We start from the raw sequence: 26,332 nt of genomic DNA on the forward strand, positions 1-26,332 counted from the left end.
ACTGAACCTTTTAGCCTAAGCCCTTGACTAAATAACCTCCTCCGTAGATTCTGCTGAAAGGTTTTTCAGCTCTAGCTGCCTTAATCTTTCACTCGTTTCAATTGTCTATAAAAGCAGTTATGCGGTACTATCATATAAAGGTCCAATGTTTAAAAATAATGTCATACTTTTAAATTCACCTTATCATGCACATGCTCATAAATAGGGGTTTATTCTAAAAAGGGGATGGACGATTTTGGAAAGCAAGTACTTAGATCTACTCGCACAAAAATATGATTGTGAAGAAAAAGTGGTAACGGAAATCATTAATTTAAAAGCGATACTGAACCTGCCAAAGGGCACTGAGCATTTTGTCAGTGATTTGCACGGGGAATATCAGGCATTCCAGCACGTGCTGCGTAATGGTTCAGGACGAGTAAAAGAGAAAATACGCGACATTTTCAGCGGTGTCATTTACGATAGAGAAATTGATGAATTAGCGGCATTGGTCTATTATCCGGAAGACAAACTGAAGTTAATCAAACATGACTTTGATGCGAAAGAAGCATTAAACGAGTGGTATAAAGAAACGATTAACCGAATGATTAAGCTCGTTTCTTATTGCTCCTCCAAGTATACCCGCTCCAAACTGCGCAAAGCACTGCCTGCCCAGTTTGCTTATATTACGGAGGAGCTGCTATACAAAACAGAAGAAGGTGCCAACAAGGAGCAATATTACTCTGAAATCATAGATCAGATCATTGCGCTTGGCCAAGCTGATAAGCTGATCACTGGTCTTGCTTACAGCGTTCAGCGATTGGTGGTCGACCATCTGCATGTGGTCGGCGATATTTACGACCGCGGACCGCAGCCGGATAGGATTATGGAAGAACTGATCAACTATCATTCTGTCGATATTCAGTGGGGAAATCACGATGTCCTTTGGATAGGCGCCTATGCCGGTTCCAAAGTGTGCCTGGCCAATATTATCCGTATCTGTGCCCGCTATGACAACCTAGATATTATTGAAGACGTGTACGGCATCAACCTGAGACCGCTGCTGAACCTGGCCGAAAAATATTACGACGATAATCCAGCATTCCGTCCAAAAGCAGACGAAAACAGACCGGAGGATGAGATTAAGCAAATCACAAAAATCCATCAAGCGATCGCCATGATCCAATTCAAGCTTGAGAGCCCGATTATCAAGAGACGGCCGAACTTTAATATGGAGGAACGGCTGTTACTAGAGAAGATTGATTACGATAAAAATGAAATCACGCTGCACGGAAAAACATATCAGCTGGAAAACACCTGCTTTGCGACGGTTAATCCGGAACAGCCAGATCAGCTATTAGAAGAAGAAGCAGAGGTCATAGACAAGCTGCTATTCTCTGTCCAGCATTCCGAAAAGCTGGGCCGCCATATGAATTTTATGATGAAAAAAGGCAGCCTTTATTTAAAATATAACGGCAACCTGTTGATTCACGGCTGTATTCCTGTCGATGAAAACGGCAATATGGAAACGATGATGATTGAGGATAAACCGTATGCGGGCCGTGAGCTGCTCGATGTATTTGAACGGTTCTTACGGGAAGCGTTTGCCCACCCGGAAGAAACCGATGACCTGGCGACAGATATGGCCTGGTATTTATGGACAGGCGAGTACTCCTCCCTCTTCGGAAAACGCGCCATGACGACATTTGAGCGGTATTTCATTAAAGAGAAGGAAACGCATAAAGAAAAGAAAAACCCGTATTATTATTTACGCGAAGACGAGGCAACCTGCCGAAACATCCTGGCAGAATTCGGCCTCAATCCAGATCACGGCCATATCATCAACGGCCATACACCCGTAAAAGAGATTGAAGGAGAAGACCCAATCAAAGCAAACGGAAAAATGATCGTCATCGACGGCGGCTTCTCCAAAGCCTACCAATCCACAACAGGCATCGCCGGCTACACGCTGCTATACAACTCCTACGGCATGCAGCTCGTCGCCCATAAACACTTCAACTCCAAGGCAGAAGTGCTAAGCACTGGAACCGACGTCTTAACAGTGAAGCGATTAGTGGATAAAGAGCTTGAGCGGAAGAAAGTGAAGGAAACGAATGTGGGTGAGGAACTGTTGCAGGAAGTTGCGATTTTGGAGAGTTTGCGGGAGTATCGGTATATGAAGTGAGGGATGTGGGGTTCAGAGATGGAGTCTTTTTAAATAATCTTTATAGCTGAACTCTGCTACAGCTATAAAGATTATTTTTCATCTGGATTTAAATACCGATTTTTAAAATTTTAGTTTTGCAAGGAAATAGCGAAAAAAACATCATTATTTCTTTGCTGGCCAAAAGTATTATAAAGCTATTATGTACCCCCACAACAACAAAGTAATATCTTTGTTGCACAAACTATCACTGCTTACAATATTAAGAATAGCAATCTCGAGTAATTAGACGGATACCCATATGCCAGAAGGTTGTTAATAAGACCAAGACTTTATTCTTGGTCTTATTGAATTATTTTTACATAGCTAAATAAAATAACACTAATGTAGAATAGTATAGAGAGCGCCAACTAACTCATTATGTCCCTCAATTCGGAGAATTCCTTTTGAAGAATTTTAAACCCTTCGTTAATATTGTTTTCATATGTTAGTTTTCTTTTATTTGTCGATTCCTGAGTAAAGAAAGAAAAATCCAATTCTATTCCTTCATTTTTAAAGAGCTCAGCACTTAAGGTTTTTGTGAATGGTATTAACTGACCAGTTCTAGTATCTTGTACTATTCCTTTTATATTAAATAATGTTAAAAGCTCTCTCAAGTTTTTATCGTGAGACAAGAAAAAGGGAATAAAATATCTCCCTTCATTAGTTAAATTAGAAAAGTATTCCATCACCCTCGGAGCCATAAAATCCCAAGCGATATTTTCAATTTTTTTAGGTAATTTTTTTTGCTTACCCCCTTTATTGATTTTATTAAATATCCCCACAGATCTAGGATTCTTGAAATACTTTAGCGCAATAACCATTTCTCTTTCATAAAAAATTCCTACTCTATTTCGGACATATTCAAATAATTTATTCATTTTATTTTTAGCATTTTCTTTTGAACTAAACTGTATTTTGATAATTCCTACTAGGAGCAATGTTAAATTCTTATGCATGTCTAAGAACTGCTTCAATGAACTCTTTCCTTCATTTGTTTTATATAATTTATATATTATTTCGTCTACTCTTTGAATAGCTTCAAATTTTGAAATTTGAAATTCGATAATATTTTTATTTCTATATATATCATTATCAATACTTTTGAATAACTCTAAGTATACTAAATTCTCATACATATCCCTGTGTTCTTTTATAGATGCATCAAAACTCTCATTCTGATTTTTAATAACATTATTATAGTTTTCTATTAAGTAGAAAGTATAATCATACTGAAATTTATGTCTTAGTAGAGTATCTATCGTTCTGTATATACTTTCTTTTTCAAACTCAATACTCCCTTTATTGTTCAAAAAGTAAGGAATATAACTAGCATAATTAGTATCTAGCATTACAGAATAATCTATAGGAAATGATATACTTTCTTTAAAAATCATATCATCGAGTAATTCATTATCCATGTAATACAACTTTCCGGTTTGAAAGTAAGAAATAAAGTCCTGCTCATCTTTATTTACCAATTCACCCAATCCAATAGGGAATATATCTTTATTATAATTATTTAGATTTATGCTCAACTTATAGTATTTTAAATATTCCTTGTGTTCATTCCATACTCGGAATACTTCCTTGGGTGTTTCTGCTTTTGATAAAAAATAAATCACCTTTCTTAAAATCATTTCTTCTTTCATGTATTAACTCCTTAATAATTTATTTTATTTTTTATACATGAAAAATAAATTATTTCATCTGAAGTATAAACACTTTATATCTTTATATTTTAATATAATTAAGAGCAAAATCTTATATTATGATTGTCTTACCTACTTTGAAGATAAGTAATAAAAGGCCTAAGAAACAAGTGTATTCGATATTTAATTGTCACTTGTAATATTAAAGAAAAAGAATGAAATCTTCATTTCTCATGTAGACTTTTTCAAAACCATGGTTACTTCTTGAACTTATAAAAAAGTTATTAACCAAAAAAAGATTGTCATGTTTTTATGATGGTAATATTACGTCTATATTATCAGGTATTACTAAGTTATCGCTGAAGAAAATATACTCCTGAGCTTTCTTATTTTTATTAATACTGTATCTGACATCAAGATAACTATATCGAAAGTTCGAATATAAGTCTTTCACTAATGGACAGATATCATACGTGACAATCCATTTTCTTCCGCACCTAGAAATCTCTTCAGATAGATTTCTATGATCATTTTCATTAAAGGAGTTTTTATACAACTTCGCCCCTTTCTTAACATATGGTGGGTCGAAGTTTATGAATGCTTTGTAAAATTGTCTTAAGTTATTTGGCTTTAAAAGCTCTAATCCATCCATATTCAATAGAACAATCTGATCTTTATAGGCAGAGATTCTATGAATCTTTTCAATTAAATTTGTTTTATTAAAACGTGCGTTCATAGGGTTAGAACCATTTTGATTAATTCCACCAATCAAACCACCTTTAATAACTCCAGATACATTAGTTCTGTTCAAGAAAAACGTTGCAAATCCCAATGCTAAAGAATTTGTTATGTCTTGTTGAAAATATATATCTCTCTGTCTTATCCATTCTTCTGGTGTGATTTCTGTATCTAATATTAAGTTACAAAAATCATCTGTATGAGTTAAGATTGATTTCCAAAAAGAATATATTGAAGGATCTAAATCATTCAAAACAATACGTTTAACGTCATTGTTAAGAAGAAGCTTAATGGCCAAACCAGCTCCCCCTGCAAAAGGTTCTATATATGTTTGACCTATCAAATTATTACATTCTAATATATTTTTAATATAAGCATAAAATCTTGTCTTACCACCAGGATACCTCAAAGGAGACATGGTTATTGGCACACAATCACCTCCTACAATTTTATATGAATTATTGGTTACATTAATTCTTAGTTTTTATTCAAAATCCCATTCTTTTGGATTGATTCCATGGAATTCCGAAACTTTCCTAAACATTATGTGCAAATCTTTATAAAACTTTTTAATTTGTTCCTCATGTTCAGGATTGTTTACCCAATGTTTAAAAAGTATTTCAAAAAATCGCTGATGTTTCAAAAATACTTTTTTTCTCAAATCTCTTTCAACTCCGTGTGTCGATTCACCAGAATCCCTCAACGTTTTTAATTTTTGATTGATCCCTTCAATATCTGGTTTTCTATTACTGAGAAAATTTGTTTTACCATAATTGAGACTTAAAATTGTTTCACTTGTCCAAAATGAGTCATCATTATCTAGAAGTTGTAGAGCATATTCCATTATTAGCTTTTCTGGGGATTCCTGACCTGGTAAAACAATAATATACTTATCTAGACTCCGTTTATCTTTCTGATCTCCATCTAAAATACAGATAGACTGCATAGTTGATTTAAGAAGATACGTATCACTAAAAATATTTATCAAATTTATAGCACCAATATTTGCTTCAACAAGATGAAAAAAACGTCTTACCTTAGTAAAGTTATCAAAGTTTGTTTCGAAATAATCTAGTAGGATGTTCAAAAATATTCTAGCTTCACTATCTTCAGTGAAAACTGGTATGACGTTGCTTGTATAAATATCATCCCTAGTCTCATTATGTAGAAACATCTTAATTTTATATATATCGGGTGTCTCCATTTTTATTACGTTTGTCATATTGTCAATCAAATAAATAACATTATCTTTTCTCTTTAATGCATACTCAAGTAAAGGCAAACTGTGGGTTGTAAAAGCCACCTGTATCTTATATTCAGTTGAAAATTTACGAATAAGCTCCAAAAGCTTAAATTGATATGATGGATGTAATGTAGCATCAAATTCATCTATCAATAAAATACTCTCTATATCATTGTTGCTCTGAATGGATTGGTAATAGTATTTAAGAGAAACCAATGCAGTTAGCAGCATGTACAGATTATCTTCCCCTGCTGATATTGTATTGGAATCTACACCTGCTATATCACTGATAAAGTCTGTTCTAACTTTTATATCTCCCATTTTTTGAGGGGCAGAAGAAGAAATATTAATATGAGTAAAACTAGTATATAAATTAGCAATTTCTATTTGATACTCATCTGGCAAATTTTTCTTAATATCCTCCACAGCATCTTCATTTCTAAACTCTCCAAAAGGAAACAATCTTGCTAAACTTAAGTAGACTACTGGACAAAATGGCAATGAATCCTTTGTGTCTTTTGAATAATATGGTTTTACAGCATATCTACCATTTATTTTCGAATTATGCTTTCGAAACGATAGCTGACCATGATTAATATATTCAACACTAAATAACGCTCCATTATGTCCGTTTGCAGGATCATTATACTGCTTATCACCCTTTGTGAGACTTTCTATTTTAGGGTTTGTAGAACTATTTACTTTATTAAAGATATCTAAACAGTTTGGTTCCTGTATCCATGTACATCTTTTATTTACAGCTTGAAAAGAATTGCTTATCATGTGAAGTAATGACGTCTTACAAGTTCCATTACTGCCAGAGATTATATTGATACCATTCACAAAATCAAAATCTAAATTTTTAATTTTACGATATTGATTTACGGTAATTTTTTTAATCATATAGCCACCTCATGAATCAACAATTTTAAAAAATAAATGGAATTTAAAATTTAGAATTCTCTTTCTATTTTATTCTTTTATTTAATAATTCTCTCTTTTGATTTTTATGTCTTTTTATATATAATTGATTAATCTTTAAATTGGTCTTATAGTAAACATTAAAACTTATTTGAAAATGTCTTCTTAAAGAATTAAAGTGCCCTCATTAAATGCTGTGTCAATATATAAGAGATCTAGTCTAGATTGTGAGAGCGGGCTTCTCCTAGCGGATTTACTCTTAAATCATGCCCGCTACTCCTCATTTCAAATTGACTATAACTTGAATGTTTGAAATATCCCTACCAAAATGGAGCGAGGTAAGTATTATTTAGTATAATATCGTAATTCACTTATGATAAGGCTCCCCACGATTAATCCGAAAAGCCCGATAAATCTGCTCGACTAGTATGAGACGCATCAACTGATGAGGAAACGTCATTTTCGAGAACGATAGCTTCTCATCCGCTCGCTTCATCACTGCGTCGCTCAATCCGAGTGATCCGCCGATGACGAAGGTGACTTTGCTTTTCCCATATGTAGCCAGCTTATCTATTGTATCGGCTAGTTCTTCGGATGTTTTCATTTTTCCTTCGATGGCGAGGGCGATGACGTGGGCGTCGGGGCTGATTTTGGATAGAATGCGGTCGCCTTCTTTGTCTTTTATGATTTTCATGTCCTGGTCGCTTAGGTTTTCCGGCGCTTTTTCGTCCGGGAGTTCGATGATGTCGATTTTTGCGTAGGCCGAAAGTCGTTTGGTGTATTCTTCAATACCTTGCTTGAGGTATTTTTCTTTTAGTTTTCCGATTGTCACAATATTGATATTCACAGGTCATCCCCACTTTAGAAACAAGTTATTCATATATGTTGTCCACAATTGTGGATATCTTTTCTGTATTTTGTGTAAGATCATTCGTTCCCCACTATATATACTGCGGGGTCTCCACATAATTCACAGCCTGTGGATAAACTGTTAGTATGTTCGATTTTTCTGATTTCGGGCGGCAGCTCGTGGTCGTCTATGTACATATCCAGCACGGTTTCGATGTGTTCTTCACAGGAATAATACGTTTGTTTCATGTTCAAATCCTCCGATGGTTTCTTGCGTTTTTGCAAATATTCTCTTCCCAATATAACCTATTTATTCACATGTTAGTAGTGCTTCGGGCTGAGTTTTATCCACAATTCGACAAACAAGCTGTTGATGACTCTATCTCGCTCGTATGTTAGGTTGGATGTAAACAATGTTTGGGGAGGTCTGCGTTTGCGCTTCAAATGGGTTTGGCTTTTTGTGATCATGCTGTTGCTTGCTGGGTGTCAGCCGTCTTATTGGGTGTTAGAGAAGGATCGTATCAGTGAAGGCGGTTCAGAGCTAGAATTATATGCTAATTATCTTCAAATGCATGATGACGTAAAAGGATATCAAGTCTTCACCATTTCAGAAGGCAAAAAAATGGTCGTGGTGTCTCTCGGAAGCAGCGAGAACGACAAACAGCTTGAGGTGTCAGACGTCAAATTCTCATCTAAAGAAACGGTTGTAACTGTGACGCGAAAACCCGCTCCCAAGGCAAATGAGAAAAACCCTTATATTTTGATTGGACTGGACAAAATCGAAGGGGAATTCATCGTACAGGATGAAACGGGAAACCGCTTTGAAGAAACAGATTATCAGCAATAAAGCCGGCGTTCTGAGAACGTCCGGCTTTTTCTTTTACTTCAATGTTCCATGCGGATCGATGACGAATTTTTTGGCTGCGCCTTTGTCGAAGTCGCTGTAGCCTTTTGGCGCGTCGTCCAGAGAAATGACGGTGGCGTTGACTGCTTTTGCGATCTGCGCTCTGCCGCTCAGGATCGCTTTCATCAAATTGCGGTTGTATGTCATGGCGGGTGTTTGTCCGGTGACGAAGGTGTGGGCTTTGGCCCAGCCGAGTCCGAAGCGGATTTTTAGTGAGCCTGTTTTGGCGTCCGCATCCTTTGCGCCGGGATCTTCGGTCACGTATAAGCCTGGAATGCCAAGGCTGCCTCCGACCTGGGTGACGTCCATGATTGAGTTCAGCACGGCGGCAGGCGCTTCTCCTTGATTGCCGTGTCCGGATGCTTCAAAGCCGACACAGTCCACTGCGGCATCAACGGTTGGTTCACCTAGTATTTGTTCAATTTGCTCGCCGAGGCGGTCGTGTTTTTGCACGTTGACCGTTTCACAGCCGAAGCTTCTCGCCTGTGCCAGTCTGTCTTCGTTCAGATCGCCGACAATCACGGTGGAGGCGCCTAGGAGCTGAGCGGAGTGTGCAGCTGCCAAGCCAACAGGCCCCGCTCCCGCGATATAAACGGTTGAACCTGTTTGCACGCCCGCTGTGTAAGCTCCGTGGAAGCCGGTCGGGAAAATGTCGGACAGCATGGTCAAATCGAGAATCTTTTCTAACGCCTGTTCTTTATCAGGGAATACCAAAAGCTGAAAATCAGCGTATGGCACCATGACGTATTCAGACTGGCCGCCGACCCAGCCACCCATATCGACGTAGCCGTAAGCCGATCCCGGCCGATCAGGATTGACATTCAGGCACACGTGCGTTTTCTGCGTTTTGCACATCACACAGCGTCCGCAGGCAATATTGAAAGGAACGGATACGATATCGCCCTTTTTGATAAATTCGACGTCCCGCCCCGTTTCAATGACTTCTCCGGTGATTTCATGTCCGAGCACCAAGCCTTCAGGCGCCGTTGTGCGGCCTCTGACCATATGCTGGTCGCTTCCGCAAATGTTGGTTGTAATGACTTTGAGAATAACCCCATGCTCACATTTTCGATTCACATTCGCCTTCGGAACGCCGGGCCCGTCCCTTAAGATTAACTCCGGATAACCGATATCCTCCACCGCTACAGTCCCTTTGCCTTTGTACACAACCGCTTTGTTTCCTGTCAACGCCATTCCTCCCATTCATGTGTTTGGACTCTCCGTCCTTGAACATGACTTCGGTTCGGCATGACTCTTACCCTTTCTCACGACTGTTTTTTCTGTATTCTTATAACAACAAATATGCCAAGAAAGCAGCCAATAATGGTTCCGCCGATGTCTAAGAAGTCGACTTTACATCCATTTAACAGGAACACAGTAATGGCCGAAACCAGGCAGATCATAACTGCCAGAAGAATAACCCGTTTGGTTTTCATGTAATTCCTCCTTTAGATTCGTTTCTAAAACATACCCAAAATCTCTGCAAACTTCGGTTCAACAAAAAAAGAGACTTCATACCAGTCTCTTCATAAACAGAGATCACTCAAAAAATTTCCTGAGAAATAATGTGGCAACACTGGTTACTAACGAAATCGCCGTATACATAACAACCCAAAACATGAATGAGCTATTGCCCGAAGCTAACGTAAATAACAATATCAAGCTCGCGATAAGGACGATGAGCGGTGCCACCCAAAACCTCTTAAATAAAAAATGACCCGCTATACCAAATACACCTGCGATGATCGGAAAACCAAAAACGATAAATAAAACGGCGATGGCTCCCATACTACCCTCCTTGCCCTAAAACCCCTTCATCACCTCAACATCATACAGCTTCAAATGACTCTTCGGCGTCACGACATCCTTTACCTTCCTAATCTCTTTTTCTTTCATTTTCTTTCCGATTTTCAGACTGTACTGTTCAATGTAGGCAGGCTTGTTATACGTGTATGTGAAGTAATAGAGGCTGCTGCCTTTTTGGGTGATTTCTTTGAAATCGGCTTTCATTTTGTCCTGGGAAAAGGTAAAGGCGATGCTTGTTTTTCCTGTCTTGGCATCAATTTTGTGTACCTTTCCGAAGCCGTCAATGAAATACAGGTTCCCGTCATAAGGGAAAAAGCTGTTTTTAAAGCTGAAGGGCATGGAGCTATATATCGTTTGTTCGTCGTTTTTGTATTCGGCGATGTCGTGCAGCTCTACTTTGCCGCTTTTTTTGTTGATCTTGACCATTTGATAGAGATTGCGGGCTTTTTGGCCGCGAACCATAACATAAACAGCTTGGTCGTCCACAGCAAGCTGGGATTCGACTGAGGCTCCTTCCCGGTACTGCCATTCCGTTATGGTGTGATAGGTAAGCTTCTTCTGATCTGCTTGAATCTGAAGGAGCTGATAGCCTTTTTCATCATCTGTCGGGACGAGTGCATAAATGGCGCCATCATGGAAACCGGAGGCTCGGATGTAGTAGGGGATGATGTCTTTTTTCCACTCTCCGTCCATCTGGCGGTACAGCTCTGAGCGGTATCCGTCTCCCTTTTTGTCGTAGCCGGAGTTGTATAAGGTATAAAAGCCGTCCGTGTTTTGCAGAAAGCCTGCGCTGTCGCCTGTGTGCTGATAGGTTCTTTTATGGGAGCGCAGACCGTTTTTGATCGTATAAATCTTGTTTTTGTCCTCCAGCATCACACTGTCGCCGTGAACCTTGGCTGAGCCCAGCTCAAGGCCCTTCATCTTAAAGGAAGACAGCGTCCCGTCCTGGCTGATAAACAGGGCGTAGCTTTTCCCGCCGCCAAATGCATCTTGATCCGCAGAGGATGAGAAATACAGCAGGACTTCTTTGTCATCCAGGAAATCGGGGTTTCTGAGATCCTGCTGACTTACGGTTTTATGGCTTTTGAGAGGAGAAATGAAGACAAATAGTGCGATTCCTGCGAGAATCAGCATGGCGATGGTAATCATCCACTTTTTCATATCCTTCTCCTTAGTAAATGGTCATGATGGTTGTCGTATACGAAGAACTTGTGATGTCGCGCGGATACACGCCTAAGCCTCCGTTGCTGTCTATATCAATGCCTGCTTTCAGCAAAAAGGCAGACCATAGGAGCTTTGAACAGTTTTTGGCGCCGTCATGGCCGGTATTTCTGTTATTGACGAAGTTAAATGAGTATGGGTCGCCGACTTTTGATACCGCCCAGTCGGCAGCAGCTGTTTTTTGAGATGAGGATACGCTGACGGTTTGCACAATGGAGTTGTCTTCCACGTCTCTGGCATTATAAGCGATCTGCCTGACGCCGTCGCTCGGGACAGATTCAACAATTTTGTCAGCAGCGGAGTACATGCCGACGTGGCCGTGATTGTAGTAGGCTGTGTAGGAGTTCGTGTAATAGATATTGCCTTTCGCGCTTGTCGGGAGTTTTTTCGTGCCGGACGACCCGCCCATGATAGACATGCCGCTTTCCTTGGCGAGCCGGTCTCCCTCTGCTTTATCAGCCGTGATTTCCTTATAGAACTGTTTTAGGATAACGTCCTGCTTTACGTGCTGTTGTTTGGCAATCTGGCTGGCGGATTTCATGATTTCTTCCGGTGTCGTGCCTGGCTGCAGTGCGGCGATTTCTTCCGCATAATTTGTGGTCTTTACAGCTTTGGCGGGAGAAACAATCAGGCCGCCGCACATTGTAAGCGCTACCAAAAACATCGACACTCGTTTCTTCAACTTCATTACATCTCCTCTTTTCTTGTGAGTGTAGGAAAGATAATTTCCTCACCCACATTATATTAGGAAAATAAGGAAAGTAACTAGGTTATTTACAGAATTTTTAGAAATCATTTACAGAAAATGGCCTTTATCAGGCCTTTTCGTTAAAGCTTCTTGCTCATCACTACGTCTGTTTCTTGAAATCCGGTTTGCTCATATAGCTTTCGAGCCGTCTGATTATGGGCAAAGACATGAAGGGACAGCTTGCGGATTCCCATACTGCGTGCCGCTTGATCTAATGCCGTCAATGCTTGCTTTGCGTAGCCCTTTCCCCGATACGGTTCATATAACCCAAAATCATAAATAAACGCTTCCTGTTGCGGATGTTCCGGTTCAGCATGTATCCAGAGCCAGCCAACGATATCCTTTTCATTCAGCTTGAGGCTCCACAAATGGTGATGGGGTGTTTCCAGCCCTTTCGGGAGCAGATCAGTAAACGCCTGCTTAGACAAAAGCTGTGCATCTTCAGGCAGCCATGTTCCCGCTTTTACCTTTTCTTTCGCGTAATGCTTTGTTGTGTATGTGAGATAAGACCGAAATTCTTCTGACTGCATTGTGGTCAGCATGATTGTCATATCATCTCTCCTTCATATATTGACTAGAGGATTTTACATAAAATAGAAAGAGGTGTTACTATCAGAATAAGCAACTGAGATTGATAAGTCACTAGAGAAAGGAGTTTCACATGAATAAGATCGCACCCGCAGAAATCGCTAGCATGCTCAATGATTGGTACCTTGCCATCAAGAAACATGAAGTTGAAGAATCCTCCCGTTTATTTGAAGAAGTGAAGCCTTTATTGGATGACATGGAAGAGGATCAGGAGGTGCTTGCCTACTTCTCCTTATTGGAACTGCGCCACAAGGTTTTGCTTCACGAGGCGAGAGGACAGGGCTTTCAGCATGAGGAGCCTTCTCATATGAATGCTACGTCTGACATGCTGAAATATTACTTTTTTCTGTTTGAAGGCATGTATGAGGCCTATAAAAATAATTATGATATTGCCATTGGGCTGTATAAAGATGCAGAGCAGTATCTCGACAACATTCCTGATCCGATTGAGAAAGCCGAATTTCACCTGAAGGTCGGAAAGCTCTATTATAAACTGGGACAAAATATTGTGTCTCTCAATCATACACGGCAAGCGGTCAAAACCTTCAGGGAAGAGACTGATTATAAAAAGAAGCTGGCTTCAGCCCTGATTACCATGTCAGGCAATTTTACAGAGATGAGCCAGTTTGAAGAAGCTGAGGCTTACTTGGACGAAGCAATTCGGATCACGAGTGAATTAGAGGATCATTTTTTTGAAGCCCAGCTTTTGCATAACTTCGGCCTTCTTCATGCGCAAAGCGGCAAATCAGAAGAAGCGGTTTCGAAATTAGAGGAAGCCTTACAGAACGAAGAGTATGCCCGCTCCGCCTATTATTATCATTCTGTCTACTTGCTGATACGAGAGCTGTTTAAGGTCAAAAAGAAAGAACAGGCCTTATCTTATTACCAAGACGTGAAGGAAAAATTGACTGCTGAGCCGAATAGAATATGTGAGGCAAAAATAGACATTTTATATGCCATTTATGCAGAAGGGGGTCATGCGGAAACGTTTCACTTATGCAAACAACATATGGATGACTTGTTGTCCGAGAAAGAGTATGACAGTGTAAGAGAACTTTCCATTTTGGCTGGCGAACGGTATAGGGAACTTGAGCTTTACAAAGAAGCTTCCCACTTTTTTTATGAAGCATTACAGATTGAAGAACTGATTAAACGAACGGAGGTTATATAAATGAAAAGATTTCTGATTGGCGCAGGCGTCGCAGCGGTGATTTTATCAGGTTGGTTTATTGCGGACCATCAAACCCACTCACAGGAAATGAAAGTCGCTGAGAAAATGATTGGATAAATGAAAAACCCCCGCGGGTGCGGGGGTTTTCTTATTACAGCAGCTTCTTCCCTAGCAGGGATTCTACGAGCTCTACTGCTGTTTTACCTGTTTTGTTTTTGTGATCAAGGATCGGGTTAACCTCAACGAATTCGGCTGAGGTAATGATGCCTGCGTCATACAGCATTTCCATAGCCAAATGGCTCTCCCGGTAGCTGATGCCGCCGACGACAGGGGTTCCGACACCCGGTGCGTCGTTCGGATCAAGTCCGTCCAGATCAAGGCTCAGATGGACGCCATCACATGCTGATAAATAATCAAGGGTTTCTTCAATGACCTTTGTCATGCCAAGACGGTCGATTTCGTGCATTGTGTACACCTTCATGCCGCTTTCCTTAATGTACTTGCGCTCCCCTTCATCAAGTGACCGGGCGCCAATGATGACCACGTTTTCCGGTTTGATTTTAGGCGCGTAGCCTTCAAGGTTAACCAGTGACTCGTGGCCAATGCCGAGGCTGACCGCGAGCGGCATGCCGTGAATATTGCCCGATGGTGAAGTTTCAAGTGTATTCAAATCGCCGTGCGCGTCATACCAGATGACGCCGAGATTATCGTAATGCTTCGCTGTGCCTGCCAGCGTGCCGATCGCAATACTGTGGTCACCGCCCAGGACAAGCGGGAATTTTTTCTCTTCAATGACTTTGTTGACCTTTTGCGCGAGTTTTTCATTTCCCGCCAAAACAGAATTCAGGTTTTTCAGTTCCTCGTCATTTTTGATTTTTTCACGGTTGATCGGAATGTCACCGAGATCTTCAACCGTATACCCCATGTCTGACAGCCGCTCGATCAGATGAGCGTACCGGATGGCACTCGGGCCCATATCTACTCCGCGTCGTGCTTGTCCTAAATCCATTGGCATTCCAATAACCGAAATCGTTTTATCCATCTGTGATTCCACCTCAACATTTAAGATAATGTCCTATGCGGGTTATAACAAAGATGACTTGCGGACAACGTTTTAAAGCTCTAGCTGACGATTCGCCTGCTGGCGTTTTTTAATGACGACATGATAAATGATGTAGCAAATGACCATAAACGGTACGCCGCAATACAGCGCGATACGCTGCTCCGGATCAAATGCAAGGCTGATGAGCACGACCGTATTTAATGTTAGGCCGATCAGCGGAAGCACCGGGTACAGCGGTGTTTTAAATTTCAAATCTTCTATCTTCCCGCCCTCACGGATATATTTGCGTCTGAACATGATTTGGGAAAGCGAAATCGCGATCCAGCCGACCTGCGCACTCATGCCCGCCAATGATAACAGCACCATATATACGGTTTCAGCCGCCGCCACTTTTGACAGAAGCGACAGGCAAGCCACAGCCATCGTTACAATTAACGCGTTCAGCGGCACACCTCGCTGATTTGTTTTGCCGAGCGCTTTGAAGGCCTGTCCTTCATTCGCCATCGCGTACAGGATACGCGTTGATGCGTATAAACCTGAATTCGCAACAGATAACAGCGCGATTAAAATAACAAAGTTCATGATATCAGCTGCATATGGGATTCCGATTTGCTCAAATACGGCAACAAATGGACTTTCCACGACACCCGCCTGTTTCCACGGAATCATGCCGGCAATGACAATGATTGAAAGCACAAAGAAGACAAGCGTTCTCCATACTGTCTGTTTGATCGACCGCGGAATCGTTTTTTCAGGGTTTTCACTTTCTCCGGCCGCAACCCCGATCAGCTCAGTTCCCTGGAACGCAAAGTTCACGGTAATCATCGTTATCAATATGGCCTTTATGCCGTTCGGAAATAACCCGTCTTCATAAAAATGTGTCAAAAACGGCGCCTGCTCTCCGCCCTTCAGATCAATCAGGCCAAACATGGCAGCTCCGCCGAGAATAATAAATAAAAGGATAATCAAAATTTTAATGCCTGAGAACCAGAATTCAGATTCCGCAAAGGCTTTTGTGGTGATCGCATTTAAAATAAACATCAGTGCCGCAAAGACCAGACACCAGATCCATACGTCTATATGCGGAAACCAGCGTTGCATCAGCTGCCCCGCTGATAAAAATTCAATGGCGCATGTAACCGCCCAGCCGAGCCAGTACAGCCAGCCGAACGCAAACCCGAAGGCCGGGCTGATAAATTTCGTGGCATAGGTCTGGAAGGACCCCGACACAGGAAAGGCGACTGCCAGTTCTCCTAAGCAGAGCATCGTCAAAAACATGATAAAGCCGCCCACTAAATAGGACAGAACCGCGCCGAGCGGTCCCGCTTGGTTAATGGTAAACCCGGTTCCAAGGAAGAAACCGGTTCCGATCACTCCGCCCAATGAAATCATGAACAAATGGCGTGATTTCATTGTCCGCTGGAGCTGATTTCCGTTATCTTGGTTTGTATTCACATTCTGCACCCCTTCAGCAACTTGTATTGGATCTAAGCTGGAACATCTGCATGGTGCTATCCCAGTTTGCTGTCCAAAGAGTCTCTATCTATTTAATATAAAATTCACTTCTTCTCATAAAGATACATTATACTAAAATACTGTAGCTGAGCAAATAGGGAGTGCTGATTTTTCTGTTGTAAATTTATACAAACGAAGTGAATATCCCGCCATGGTGCGGATTTATGCGTTTTGCAGCACGTGCTTAATTTTCTCTATTGCCCAATCCAAATCCTCTTTGGAAATGATTAATGGCGGTGCAAAACGAATGACTGTATCATGCGTTTCCTTGCATAAAAGCCCTTCTTCCTTCAAACGCTCACAATACGGACGTGCCGCTTCCGTCAATTCCACACCGATAAACAGGCCTCTGCCGCGGACTTCTTTAATAACCGGGTTGTCAATGCTCTCAAGCTCGCTTTTAAAGTATTCGCCAAGCTCAAGAGAACGATCCGCCAGCTTTTCATCCTCCAGCACTTCTAATGAAGCGATAGACACTGCACATGCAAGCGGGTTTCCGCCAAATGTTGAACCGTGTGAGCCAGGGTTAAATACGCCTAGGATCTCGCGGTCCGCCGCAATACATGAGATTGGGAACACACCGCCGCCAAGCGCTTTGCCCAAGATATACATATCCGGAACAATGCCATCCCAGTCACAGGCAAATGTCTTGCCTGTACGTCCGAGACCCGTTTGAATTTCATCCGCAATAAACAAGACATTCTCTTCCTTACAAATCGCCGCCGCTTCCTGTAAAAATCCTTCCGGCGGAATCACAATGCCCGCTTCGCCTTGAATTGGTTCAAATAAGAACGCCGCTGTATTCGGCGTAATGGCCTGACGAAGCGCTTCCACATCGCCGTAAGGAATGAGTTTGATTCCCGGAAGCATCGGGCCGAATCCTCTTTTATATTCCTCTTCAGAAGAAAGAGATACCGCCAGCATTGTGCGGCCGTGGAAGTTCCCGACACAAGCGATAATTTCCGCTTGATTGTCAGCTACGCCCTTCACTTCATACGCCCAGCGTCTCGCCGCTTTCACCGCAGATTCAACCGCTTCGGCTCCTGTATTCATCGGCAGAATCATCTCTTTGCCTGTCAGTTTAGCTGTTTTTTCGTAAAACGGCCCAAGCTGATCGTTATGAAACGCGCGTGACGTGAGGGTGATTTTATCAGCCTGATCCTTTAATGCCTGAATGATTTTCGGGTGTCTGTGCCCCTGGTTTACCGCAGAGTAAGCACTCAGCATATCCATATATTCATTGCCTTCCGGGTCCTTTACCCAAGCACCCAGCGCTTCAGAAATAACAATTGGGAGCGGATGATAATTGTTGGCTCCGTAATGAGACGTCTGATCAATAATTTCTTTGGATTTAGATAAAGCTGACATATTTGAATTCCCCCTTGTTTTCTGTTTCAACATGTTATCCTGCTTTCCCTTTATATAAATGCAAGTTCTGTGCCAAATCAAGAATTCGTGTGTTTTCTACAATTTTCGAGGACAAGGTGCAAAAACATTCTGATATTTCGAGCAAAAATTCCAGCAAGTGCAAAATTCTTTTGCATATCCTCTCCATTTTTTTATAAAATAGAAGCAATATTAAGAAAATAATTGAGGGAGGTTCATACAGTGGTCAAAGACAGCGAATTCCTCACATTGGTTTTTCAGAGTATTTTAGATGAAATCGATGTTGGCCTGCACGTGGTAGACGAGCATGGAAACACAATCGTTTATAACAATAAAATGATGCAGATTGAAGATATGGAGAAGCATGACGTCTTGAATAAAAACCTGATGGATGTGTTTATGTTTTCAAAGCAGCAGGACAGCACACTGGTACAGGCTCTTCAGGAAGGCAAGACGATCAAAAATGTGAAGCAGAGCTACTTCAATAATAAGGGCCAGGAAATCACGACGATCAATCATACCTATCCCATCGTCCAGGACGGCAAAATCAAGGGCGCCGTTGAAATTGCCAAGGATGTGACAAAGCTTGAACGGCTGATCAGGGAGAATATGAACAAAAAAGGCAGCACAACCTATACGTTTGACAGTATTCTCGGCACCAGTCCGGCCATTCAAGACGTCATCGAAAACGCCAAGCGGGCAACCCGTACGTCATCATCTGTCCTTCTCGCAGGCGAAACCGGCACGGGAAAAGAACTGTTCGCGCAAAGTATCCATAATGGAAGCGATCGTTCTGGCGGCCCGTTTATTTCGCAAAACTGTGCGGCACTGCCAGACAGCCTTGTGGAAAGCATTTTGTTTGGGACGAAAAAAGGCGCGTTTACCGGCGCTGTCGACCAGCCCGGCCTGTTTGAACAAGCTCACGGCGGGACGCTGCTGTTAGATGAAATCAACTCGCTGAATCTCAGCCTTCAGGCGAAGCTGTTGCGCGCCCTTCAAGAACGGAAAATCAGGCGCATCGGTTCGACAAAGGATACACCGATTGACGTCCGTATTATTGCCACGATGAATGAAGATCCAATTGATGCAATTGCCGGCGAACGAATGCGGAAGGACTTGTATTACAGACTGAGCGTCGTCACACTGATCATCCCGCCGCTTCGGGAACGAAAAGAAGACATTTTGCTTCTCGCGTCGGAGTTCATCCAGAAAAACAACCATCTGTTCCAAATGAATGTTGAACACATCAGCGAAGACGTGAAGCAATTTTTCCTTTCTTATGACTGGCCGGGAAATATTCGCGAGCTTGAGCATATGATCGAAGGCGCAATGAATTTCATGACGGACGAGCAAACGATTACGGCCTCCCATCTGCCCTATCAATACCGCATGAAAATCAAGCCGGCTGACATCCCAGAGCCGGAAACACCAAGACACCAGCCGGCCGCGGACTTAAAAGAAAAAATGGAGAGCTTCGAAAAATATGTGATAGAGAACGTGTTAAGAAAACACGGCCATAACATCTCGAAAGCTGCTCAGGAGCTTGGCATCAGTAGACAAAGCCTCCAATATCGGCTAAAGAAATTTTCTTACTCGTCTAACGAATAATCCGGGGCAGGAAGCCTGATCAGAAAAACAGTGCCTCTGCCGATTTCACTTTTCACTTCAATCGTCCCATTGTGGCTGTCGATAATCGATTTCGTTATGGCAAGGCCTAATCCCGAACCTCCATATTTCCGGGAGCGGGATGGGTCTGCCCTGTAAAATCGGTCAAATAAATGCGGCAAATGCTCCGGTGCGATCCCTGTGCCGTTGTCCGCTATCATCAGCATCACGCCGTCACTGCCTCTTTGCAGACAGATGGTGATGGCACTGGTTTTCTCATTTGTATACTGCACTGCGGTATAAACCAAATTCAGAATGACCTGTTTCATCTTATCCTGGTCAAACACTACATCTCTTCTTTTGCATTGAAAAAAGAAAATGGCACCTATGTGTACATCATCACCATCACAGCCAGCAACCACACGGTACAAACCATTAAAGTCCATGCAGAGAACGGAAGTATTTGCAGCTAACTGCTGTTTGCTGTTTCACGTGTAACATCCATCTTGTATTTTTCTTCATATTCGATATATCCTTTTCAACTGAACGGGCGTGACCCTCGTTCAGTTTTTTGCATATCAAAACAGCCTGGCAACGATGCCAGACTGCTTTTATTAACTGCCTAATTGGTCTGCGGAGGACAGCTTGATGTCTACAGATTTTTCTTTTCCGCCGCGGTAAAACTTCACCTTCACCCGGTCACCGACTTTTTTCTGATAAAGCCGTTTTCGCAGGTCAACAATATCATTTACTTTGTATCCGTCAAATTCCGTGATGACATCCAGTTCCTTCAGTCCCGCTTTTCCGGCAGGTGAAAAGGCGTCTACACCCATCACAACCGCTCCATTGGTGACATTCTTAGGAAGCTTTAATGTTTCATCCCAATGATAGCTTGCGATGTCGCTTAGCGATTTCATCTCAATGCCAAGGAACGGGCGTTTGACCTTTCCGTATCTCTCTAAATCCTCTATCACAGGGATCACGAGCTTAGATGGAATCGACAGGCCAATCCCTTCAACCGCCGACTCGGCAATTTTCATTGAATTGATGCCAATGACCTTCCCATCCATATTTAACAAAGCACCGCCGCTGTTCCCAGGATTAATGGCCGCATCTGTTTGCAGGACTTCTGCGTTCCAGTCAGGCTGTCCATCACCGTTTGAATCCACTGGGATCGCCCTCTCCGTACCTGAGATGACGCCTTGTGTGACAGAGCCAGCAAACTCAAGGCCTAACGGGTTCCCGATCGCAATAACCGGCTCCCCAGACTTCACTTTATCTGAATTTCCGAAATCGGCGACTGCTTTAATCTTATCGCTTTTCACCCGTAAAACGGCAAGGTCCATCAGCTGGTCGCTGCCGACAAGATCAGCTGATACACGTGAGCCGTCTTTCAAGCTGATTTCAATTTGGGAAGCGCCTTCGATGACATGATGGTTGGTCACGACATAAGCGGAATGGTCATTTTTCTTATAGATGACGCCAGAGCCGCTCCCAGCCTCGCCGCTCTCTCCCCAAATATCTGATTTTTGGATGTTCACAACACCGACAACGGCGGGCGACACATTGCTGACAATCTTGGTGACGGCATTGTTGACACTGACATTCACCGTCCTGATTGATTCCCGGCCGTTGTTGTTCTGCTGCTGATCTAAAGCGCCCGTATCCAGCCCTTCATTTGAAAGATACGGCATGATAAACGCCATTAATACGGCACCGACAATCACGCCAATCAGACTCGAAAGAAAATATCCTTTTTTGCTTCTCTTTGGCTGTTCAGGAGTAGTATGTTCTTCCTCACGTTCGTAATCCACCATATTCCATCCTTTCCAAGAACGTTAATATGGTTATATTGTGGGTTAGAAACTCCTAGAATAGTCATGATTTACATAGAAAAATTATACAGCGCAAAGCGGAGTGGCCTTCTTCGGATCTGTGTCGTATAAGTCAAATGTCTCACCCGTCACAAATCCTTTAGAAGCCAATGTCTGCTGTACAGACATTCTTGCCAGCTCCTTCATGTTATTGTCCTGGCTCAAATGCGCCAGGTAAATACGAGACGTCTCATCGCCAATGACATCCGTCATTGCCAAAGCAGCATCTTCATTTGAAACGTGCCCGACGTCACTTAAAATCCGCCGCTTAATGCTCCATGGGTATCTTCCCATTTGCAGCATGCCGACATCGTGATTGCTTTCAAACACAAACACATTCGCTGAACGGATAATGCCTTTCATTCGGTCGCTGACATATCCCGTATCTGTCATTAACGCGAGCTTTCGGCCGTTATAATGGAATACATAAAACATCGGTTCCGCCGCATCGTGGGAAACGCCAAACGATTCAACATCAAGTCCGCCGAACGACTTCACCGTCTCCATTGGAAATACAAACTTTTGATCGGTGTCAATTTTGCCGATTTGATTCTCCATCGCTTTCCAAGTCTTCTCATTCGCATAGATCGGAAGCTTGTACTTTCTGGCGACGACACCAAGGCCCTTAATATGGTCACTATGCTCATGCGTCACAAAAATGCCGTCTACATCATCCAGCTTACGCCCGATCTGCGCCATCAGCCCATCCATGGCTTTTCCGCTCAAACCGGCGTCCACTAAAAATGCGTGATTCTCTGTTTCGAGGTAAAACGCATTTCCCGTACTCCCGCTCGCAAGTACGCTAAATTGCAAGCTCATGTTTGTCTCACTCCATTATTTTCATTGATCTGTATCTAAAATCGTACTCTCCAAAGCATTCACAGTAAAATACTCTTGTACTGTCTTTTTCTCACCGTTCACTTTTTTCTCGTACTCGACCGTAATTCTCCATACCGGCGCCAGCACCTGCGTACTTGTCAGCGGATATTGTGCTACATAGCCGAATTTACAGCTCTTCACAGTGCTGTATTCTTTCAATTGATTTTGATAGTACAATAGCTCAACCGCATCCATTTCAGTAATTAAGCTTTCTTTCTGGATTTGCTTGAAGGTCTCAAGCGTAGTCTGGTCGTATGACACAACCTCGTTTTTACCGTTTAAGTGCAGCACCACTTGCCCGATCATATTAGAGGGATTGTCGGTCTTTTGGTAAATATAATGACCTTCGTACGTTTGGAAGAAAATAATTTCTTTCTTCGATTTATCAACCTTCCAAAGCTTATATTTTTCGCCATCTTGAATTTTCGAAGAAACAAGTGCCTGAGCATCGTCCTCGATATCCTTCTTTGATAGGGCGATTGGATTTGCAAACTTCATTTTCAGGCTCGTTACTTTATGATCATCACTAGGCATGTCCATCAAAGGCTTTTGATCCTTCAGCGCCTCAATTTCCTCCTTGGAGAAAGACTTTTGATTTGCCGTGATCCGATAGCCTTCTGTCGCTTCCTTATTCAAGCCTTCATACGTGATATGATCGGCCTTCATGTCATGCTCGACATCATTTTTAATGACTTCATATTCTTTGCCGGTAGCCTGCCATTTTTGAAAAAACTGATAGCCTAAGAAAATATCTAAAATGAGGAAGGCAACGATGAAGATTGATTTTGTCTTATTCCACTCCACTGCTAGCCCCCTCCTTCCTCAATAAATCCTTTGTAATCGGCACAATTTTTCCATTTACTTTCATCGCCCAAACCGGTTCCAGTTCAACGAGAGGATCATCGTTGGTTGATGTTGATACCAATTGATAAGCAAGGAAGATCTGATCAATTTTGTCCGTATCATAAGCGGTTTGTTTCGAAAGCAGCATCCTCACTTCGCTGCCGCTCATGAGCTCTGTTTCACTTGTTTTAATCGGATTCGTTCCGAGACTGTAATTCGGCCGCTTATAGCTGAGAATATCATCATTCGCCCATTGCACCGTAATCGCCGATGTCGCTCCGAAAGGTTTGGCGGTGCTGTTAATGACCGGGATCTGATCCATAAAGATATAGAAGCTCAGCTGCTGGCTGTCATTGATATTGAAAAATTGATAGTGATCCGTCCAGCTTCCGGTATCCTCAAGGTATTTTTGGCTCTTTTTGATTAATTCACCTGTTTGATAGGATGTGCTCTGCACCAAATTGCGCTGCTGAAATTGCACCTGTCGCTGGCTTAGATTTACATCTAAACGGCTGATCCCATCTGTCAGCACATTTCTGTTGTTGTAATTCGAATCTTCTCTTACAATGCTCGGATCGCTAAACAAAGCCTGCTTAAAGGTATTTGTTTTAATCGATTCTGTGACAAATTCTTTTTTGTCCATCGTAAGCGGTTTGTTCGGCAGCAAGAACTCTTTCTTTGAGCCAATGGAGAACAAACTGAACGCCGGCATATTTGATTGCCTGTTTTTCAAGTCATTCATAATGTTCCGGTAGTTTGCCGATTCAACCGTCACTTCAAGAATGAGCTGTTTGCTGTAAGACACCAAATAGATTTTCTTGTTCGCTTTTGTTTCATTGAACGGGATCAGAATATGATCAAACGAACTGTATTCAAACGACTGATTAGACCATTTAAACAGCGTTTGGAAAATATCAATCGGAATCGTATCGCTGAATTGCAAGTCAAGCTTGGCTTCAGAACCGCCTATTCCATAAAACCAGCTTTTGAATCCAGCCTTGTCATACTGATCCGAAATATCTTTAATTCCTTTCACATCCCAATGCGGCAAGTCAGACCAAATTTCTTCATAGAGGGCATTGTCATCCACCTTGTAATGAGCGCCGTCATCATGGATAAACATGTCCCTCGGCCTTACCGTTTCAGACAGCTTTTGGGTGGTTTTTTCGATTTTATGTTTCACACGAACAGTAGACTCTGTTGAGGATGAGCCTTCAGAAAAGTTTGGCTGGAACGTCCATATCCCCCATGTAAAAACAAGACTGATGACGACGAGTACCGTAAGTAATATCGTTTTTATATTTTCACGCTTCATCCCAATCATCCTCTTGTTCCTCTTTATATGGAAGAGTAAATGTAATCGTCGTGCCTTTTCCTTCTATGCTGTCCGCCCAAATATCTCCGCCGTGCGCCTGTACCATTTCCTTGGCAATCGCCAATCCCAGACCGGTGCCGCCAAGTTTTCTCGTTCTCGCTTTATCCACCCTGTAGAAGCGGTCAAAGACTTTTTCGACATCTTTTTTCGGAATGCCGATCCCTTCATCTTTCACGCTGATATAGAGAAGTTCTTCCTCTTCATTGACATCAATCGAGAACGTGACATGTCCGCCTTCTGGTGAATATTTTAAAGCGTTAGAAATAATATTATCGAGCACCTGCGTTATTTTATCCTGGTCAATCTCGACGTACAGATCTCTGTCCGGCAGATTGCGGATAAACTCCACATGCTGCTCTTTTGTCATTTCAAAACGGTCAATAATAAGCGACATAAACCGGACAATCTGAATCCATTCCCGGTTAAATTGATAATCTTTACTGTCAAATTTCGACAGTTGAAGCAGATCATTGACAAGCCGGATCATACGCTCTGTTTCATTTTGCGTCACCATTAAGAAGCGCGGAGCAATGTCTTTATTTTCCCACGCGCCTTCAGCTAACGCTTCTAAATAGCTGCGCATTGTCGTAAGCGGCGTCCGCAGCTCATGTGATACATTCGCAACGAATTCTCTGCGTTCCTGATCCATTTTCTCTTGTTCGGTTACATCGTAAATGACAGCGATTAAACCATCAATTTTGCCATGTTCCCTTTGAATCACAGAGAAATTCACGCGAAGCACCGTCAATTCATCATCTCGCTCAATTTCAAGCAGCATCGAATCCTGCTGCTCCACTAAATCTTCAAAAGTATAATTCTCTTGAAGCCCCAGCAAACTCGTAATCGGCATTTCCAAGGCTGTTTCACGTGAAACGTTCAACAGCTCCAGCGCCGGGCTGTTTAAGAGAATAATCGCTCCATTTCGGTTTGTGGCGATTACGCCGTCTGTCATATAGGCAATGACAGAGGCTAGCTTTCTGCGTTCTCCTTCAGTCATCGCCTGGGCATCTTCAAGCTCTCTCGTTAAGTGGTTAAACGTTGTGGCCAGCTGCCCAATTTCATCATGCCCGTACTTTTTAACCTTCCTCGAGAAATTCCCTTTCGCAAGCTCCATCGCCTGCTTTCGCATATCTGAAAGCGGATGGGTAATGGTTCTTGCCAGAAAAATACCGAGAAGAGCCGTCAAAACAAGTGCCAAACCTGTGCCGGACGCCAGTATCGTGTTGATCGTCTTCATTTGATTAAAGACATCTTCCATACTCGCGACAACATAGATCGCGCCGACAACCTCTTGGTTTTCAGTCATAACGGGCTTCGCGGAAATAAGAACTCTGATTTTGCTTTTCGGGTCATAATATTTTCTTAAATACGACTGTTTGGTAGAAAAAATTCTTTTGAAAATCAGATCGGTCGTTTGTTTCCCAGCCACTTCCTCACCATACGGCTTTGAAGAACCGACCACTTCATAGCTTTTATCTACAAAGCTAATTTCCCGAACCTCATCACTTTTCGTGAAGTCATTCAAAATACGGCTGACGTCATCCTTTATAACTGTGCTGTCGTTATCGCTCTTATATTCTTGTTCGATATAATAAGAAAGGTTGTCGATTCGCTGATTCAGCGATTGTTCATAAGAGCTGATCAGCGACTTCTCTACCTGATTGACAAAATACACACCAATGATTTGCATGGCGATGATAATCAAAAGCACATAAATCAAGGTAATCTTAAATTGGATCGACCGAAAAAAACCAACCTTATTCATATGGGCA

At 42.2% G+C, this 26,332-nt stretch carries 24 protein-coding genes and 2 pseudogenes; 5 read left to right on the forward strand and 21 right to left on the reverse strand.

Going from position 1 to position 26,332, the window contains the following annotated elements; genetic code table 11:
- Window positions 1-235: 235 nt before the first annotated feature.
- Window positions 236-2,161, forward strand: coding sequence for a fructose-1,6-bisphosphatase (gene fbp, locus NYE49_RS20590; protein ID WP_047183478.1), 1,926 nt, complete (start codon window positions 236-238; stop codon window positions 2,159-2,161).
- A gap of 389 nt (window positions 2,162-2,550) precedes the next feature.
- On the opposite strand, the gene NYE49_RS20595 is transcribed toward fbp, so the two are convergent.
- The 5 genes from NYE49_RS20595 to NYE49_RS20615 all read right to left on the reverse strand — a co-directional run bounded on the left by NYE49_RS20595 (window position 2,551) and on the right by NYE49_RS20615 (window position 7,831).
- Window positions 2,551-3,831 (reverse strand): hypothetical protein, encoded by a 1,281-nt coding sequence (locus tag NYE49_RS20595; RefSeq protein ID WP_052771596.1) that lies wholly within the window; start codon window positions 3,829-3,831, stop codon window positions 2,551-2,553.
- 310 nt (window positions 3,832-4,141) lie between these two features.
- Window positions 4,142-4,999 (reverse strand): DNA adenine methylase, encoded by an 858-nt coding sequence (locus tag NYE49_RS20600; RefSeq protein WP_052771597.1) that lies wholly within the window; start codon window positions 4,997-4,999, stop codon window positions 4,142-4,144.
- A 54-nt stretch (window positions 5,000-5,053) separates the two neighbouring features.
- Window positions 5,054-6,715, reverse strand: coding sequence for an AAA family ATPase (locus NYE49_RS20605; RefSeq protein WP_047183479.1), 1,662 nt, complete (start codon window positions 6,713-6,715; stop codon window positions 5,054-5,056).
- 385 nt (window positions 6,716-7,100) lie between these two features.
- Window positions 7,101-7,580, reverse strand: a complete 480-nt coding sequence (gene rlmH, locus NYE49_RS20610; protein ID WP_003226975.1) for a 23S rRNA (pseudouridine(1915)-N(3))-methyltransferase RlmH — start codon at window positions 7,578-7,580, stop codon at window positions 7,101-7,103.
- Between the two features lie 80 nt (window positions 7,581-7,660).
- Entirely contained in the window at window positions 7,661-7,831 is a 171-nt protein-coding gene (locus NYE49_RS20615) for a CxxH/CxxC protein (RefSeq protein WP_080344249.1), read from the reverse strand.
- A gap of 184 nt (window positions 7,832-8,015) precedes the next feature.
- Here NYE49_RS20615 and NYE49_RS20620 point away from each other — a divergent pair, with 184 nt between their 5' ends.
- A complete protein-coding gene (locus NYE49_RS20620; protein WP_047183480.1) occupies window positions 8,016-8,429 on the forward strand; it encodes a hypothetical protein in 414 nt (137 codons plus the stop codon).
- Window positions 8,430-8,462: 33 nt separating this feature from the next.
- On the opposite strand, the gene fdhA is transcribed toward NYE49_RS20620, so the two are convergent.
- From fdhA to NYE49_RS20650, 6 genes are all read right to left on the reverse strand, one after another.
- Window positions 8,463-9,689 carry a formaldehyde dehydrogenase, glutathione-independent gene (fdhA, locus tag NYE49_RS20625; protein WP_003226972.1) on the reverse strand — a complete coding sequence of 409 codons (1,227 nt, stop codon included), beginning with the start codon at window positions 9,687-9,689 and terminating at the stop codon, window positions 8,463-8,465.
- Window positions 9,690-9,751: 62 nt separating this feature from the next.
- Entirely contained in the window at window positions 9,752-9,922 is a 171-nt protein-coding gene (locus NYE49_RS20630) for a hypothetical protein (protein WP_047183481.1), read from the reverse strand.
- A gap of 103 nt (window positions 9,923-10,025) precedes the next feature.
- Window positions 10,026-10,274, reverse strand: a complete 249-nt coding sequence (locus NYE49_RS20635) for a DUF2651 family protein (RefSeq protein WP_047183482.1) — start codon at window positions 10,272-10,274, stop codon at window positions 10,026-10,028.
- 15 nt (window positions 10,275-10,289) lie between these two features.
- Entirely contained in the window at window positions 10,290-11,453 is a 1,164-nt protein-coding gene (locus tag NYE49_RS20640) for a hypothetical protein (RefSeq protein ID WP_047183483.1), read from the reverse strand.
- Between the two features lie 10 nt (window positions 11,454-11,463).
- Window positions 11,464-12,201 (reverse strand): YiiX/YebB-like N1pC/P60 family cysteine hydrolase, encoded by a 738-nt coding sequence (locus tag NYE49_RS20645; RefSeq protein ID WP_047183484.1) that lies wholly within the window; start codon window positions 12,199-12,201, stop codon window positions 11,464-11,466.
- A gap of 140 nt (window positions 12,202-12,341) precedes the next feature.
- A complete protein-coding gene (locus NYE49_RS20650) occupies window positions 12,342-12,812 on the reverse strand; it encodes a GNAT family N-acetyltransferase (protein WP_047183485.1) in 471 nt (156 codons plus the stop codon).
- A gap of 110 nt (window positions 12,813-12,922) precedes the next feature.
- Here NYE49_RS20650 and rapG point away from each other — a divergent pair, with 110 nt between their 5' ends.
- Window positions 12,923-14,020 carry a response regulator aspartate phosphatase RapG gene (gene rapG / locus NYE49_RS20655; RefSeq protein WP_047183486.1) on the forward strand — a complete coding sequence of 366 codons (1,098 nt, stop codon included), beginning with the start codon at window positions 12,923-12,925 and terminating at the stop codon, window positions 14,018-14,020.
- Complete coding sequence (locus tag NYE49_RS20660) at window positions 14,021-14,137, forward strand: Phr family secreted Rap phosphatase inhibitor (protein ID WP_003226961.1); 117 nt, start codon at window positions 14,021-14,023, stop codon at window positions 14,135-14,137.
- A gap of 34 nt (window positions 14,138-14,171) precedes the next feature.
- Here NYE49_RS20660 and rocF read toward each other — a convergent pair whose 3' ends face one another.
- The 3 genes from rocF to rocD all read right to left on the reverse strand — a co-directional run bounded on the left by rocF (window position 14,172) and on the right by rocD (window position 17,966).
- On the reverse strand, window positions 14,172-15,062 hold the full coding sequence (rocF, locus tag NYE49_RS20665) for an arginase (RefSeq protein ID WP_003226959.1): 891 nt from the start codon (window positions 15,060-15,062) through the stop codon (window positions 14,172-14,174).
- Window positions 15,063-15,134: 72 nt separating this feature from the next.
- Window positions 15,135-16,538: an amino acid permease gene (locus NYE49_RS20670; protein ID WP_077670829.1), complete on the reverse strand. Its 1,404-nt coding sequence runs from the start codon at window positions 16,536-16,538 to the stop codon at window positions 15,135-15,137.
- 222 nt (window positions 16,539-16,760) lie between these two features.
- The gene (rocD, locus tag NYE49_RS20675) at window positions 16,761-17,966 is read right to left on the reverse strand and encodes an ornithine aminotransferase (RefSeq protein WP_047183487.1); all 1,206 of its coding nucleotides are present in this window, start codon (window positions 17,964-17,966) and stop codon (window positions 16,761-16,763) included.
- A 240-nt stretch (window positions 17,967-18,206) separates the two neighbouring features.
- Between rocD and rocR the strand changes: the two genes are divergently transcribed.
- On the forward strand, window positions 18,207-19,592 hold the full coding sequence (gene rocR, locus NYE49_RS20680; RefSeq protein ID WP_047183488.1) for an arginine utilization regulatory protein RocR: 1,386 nt from the start codon (window positions 18,207-18,209) through the stop codon (window positions 19,590-19,592).
- On the opposite strand, the pseudogene NYE49_RS20685 reads toward rocR, so the two are convergent.
- From NYE49_RS20685 to walK, 7 genes and pseudogenes are all read right to left on the reverse strand, one after another.
- Window positions 19,574-19,936: pseudogene (locus NYE49_RS20685) on the reverse strand (ATP-binding protein); the annotation flags it as partial. The gene rocR and the pseudogene NYE49_RS20685 overlap by 19 nt on opposite strands.
- Before the next feature lie 122 nt (window positions 19,937-20,058).
- Window positions 20,059-20,184: pseudogene (locus tag NYE49_RS20690) on the reverse strand (hypothetical protein).
- A gap of 19 nt (window positions 20,185-20,203) precedes the next feature.
- Window positions 20,204-21,406, reverse strand: a complete 1,203-nt coding sequence (gene htrC, locus NYE49_RS20695) for a serine protease HtrC (RefSeq protein WP_021481077.1) — start codon at window positions 21,404-21,406, stop codon at window positions 20,204-20,206.
- Between the two features lie 81 nt (window positions 21,407-21,487).
- Window positions 21,488-22,282: an MBL fold metallo-hydrolase gene (locus tag NYE49_RS20700; protein ID WP_015483958.1), complete on the reverse strand. Its 795-nt coding sequence runs from the start codon at window positions 22,280-22,282 to the stop codon at window positions 21,488-21,490.
- A gap of 21 nt (window positions 22,283-22,303) precedes the next feature.
- Entirely contained in the window at window positions 22,304-23,146 is an 843-nt protein-coding gene (gene walI, locus NYE49_RS20705) for a WalRK two-component regulatory system regulator WalI (RefSeq protein ID WP_003244037.1), read from the reverse strand.
- Window positions 23,133-24,500, reverse strand: a complete 1,368-nt coding sequence (gene walH, locus NYE49_RS20710) for a WalRK two-component regulatory system regulator WalH (RefSeq protein WP_047183604.1) — start codon at window positions 24,498-24,500, stop codon at window positions 23,133-23,135. The genes walI and walH overlap by 14 nt, the downstream gene beginning before the upstream one ends.
- A complete protein-coding gene (gene walK, locus NYE49_RS20715; protein WP_009968432.1) occupies window positions 24,490-26,325 on the reverse strand; it encodes a cell wall metabolism sensor histidine kinase WalK in 1,836 nt (611 codons plus the stop codon). The genes walH and walK overlap by 11 nt, the downstream gene beginning before the upstream one ends.
- Window positions 26,326-26,332: the final 7 nt, after the last annotated feature.

The sequence above is a fragment of the Bacillus sp. FSL L8-0358 genome (genome assembly GCF_038593095.1).
GTDB lineage: Bacteria > Bacillota > Bacilli > Bacillales > Bacillaceae > Bacillus > Bacillus subtilis.

What these genes read in the sequence shown, in the direction of transcription:
- NYE49_RS20595 (WP_052771596.1), bottom strand. Translation starts at nt 3,831, where the DNA reads ATGAAAGAAGAAATGATTTTAAGAAAGGTGATTTATTTTTTATCAAAA.
- fdhA (WP_003226972.1), bottom strand. Translation starts at nt 9,689, where the DNA reads ATGGGAGGAATGGCGTTGACAGGAAACAAAGCGGTTGTGTACAAAGGC.
- NYE49_RS20615 (WP_080344249.1), bottom strand. Translation starts at nt 7,831, where the DNA reads ATGAAACAAACGTATTATTCCTGTGAAGAACACATCGAAACCGTGCTG.
- NYE49_RS20640 (WP_047183483.1), bottom strand. Translation starts at nt 11,453, where the DNA reads ATGAAAAAGTGGATGATTACCATCGCCATGCTGATTCTCGCAGGAATC.
- walK (WP_009968432.1), bottom strand. Translation starts at nt 26,325, where the DNA reads ATGAATAAGGTTGGTTTTTTTCGGTCGATCCAATTTAAGATTACCTTG.
- NYE49_RS20605 (WP_047183479.1), bottom strand. Translation starts at nt 6,715, where the DNA reads ATGATTAAAAAAATTACCGTAAATCAATATCGTAAAATTAAAAATTTA.
- NYE49_RS20635 (WP_047183482.1), bottom strand. Translation starts at nt 10,274, where the DNA reads ATGGGAGCCATCGCCGTTTTATTTATCGTTTTTGGTTTTCCGATCATC.
- rocF (WP_003226959.1), bottom strand. Translation starts at nt 15,062, where the DNA reads ATGGATAAAACGATTTCGGTTATTGGAATGCCAATGGATTTAGGACAA.
- NYE49_RS20650 (WP_047183485.1), bottom strand. Translation starts at nt 12,812, where the DNA reads ATGACAATCATGCTGACCACAATGCAGTCAGAAGAATTTCGGTCTTAT.
- rocD (WP_047183487.1), bottom strand. Translation starts at nt 17,966, where the DNA reads ATGTCAGCTTTATCTAAATCCAAAGAAATTATTGATCAGACGTCTCAT.
- NYE49_RS20630 (WP_047183481.1), bottom strand. Translation starts at nt 9,922, where the DNA reads ATGAAAACCAAACGGGTTATTCTTCTGGCAGTTATGATCTGCCTGGTT.
- NYE49_RS20660 (WP_003226961.1), top strand. Translation starts at nt 14,021, where the DNA reads ATGAAAAGATTTCTGATTGGCGCAGGCGTCGCAGCGGTGATTTTATCA.
- NYE49_RS20700 (WP_015483958.1), bottom strand. Translation starts at nt 22,282, where the DNA reads ATGAGCTTGCAATTTAGCGTACTTGCGAGCGGGAGTACGGGAAATGCG.
- rapG (WP_047183486.1), top strand. Translation starts at nt 12,923, where the DNA reads ATGAATAAGATCGCACCCGCAGAAATCGCTAGCATGCTCAATGATTGG.
- NYE49_RS20645 (WP_047183484.1), bottom strand. Translation starts at nt 12,201, where the DNA reads ATGAAGTTGAAGAAACGAGTGTCGATGTTTTTGGTAGCGCTTACAATG.
- walH (WP_047183604.1), bottom strand. Translation starts at nt 24,500, where the DNA reads ATGAAGCGTGAAAATATAAAAACGATATTACTTACGGTACTCGTCGTC.
- htrC (WP_021481077.1), bottom strand. Translation starts at nt 21,406, where the DNA reads ATGGTGGATTACGAACGTGAGGAAGAACATACTACTCCTGAACAGCCA.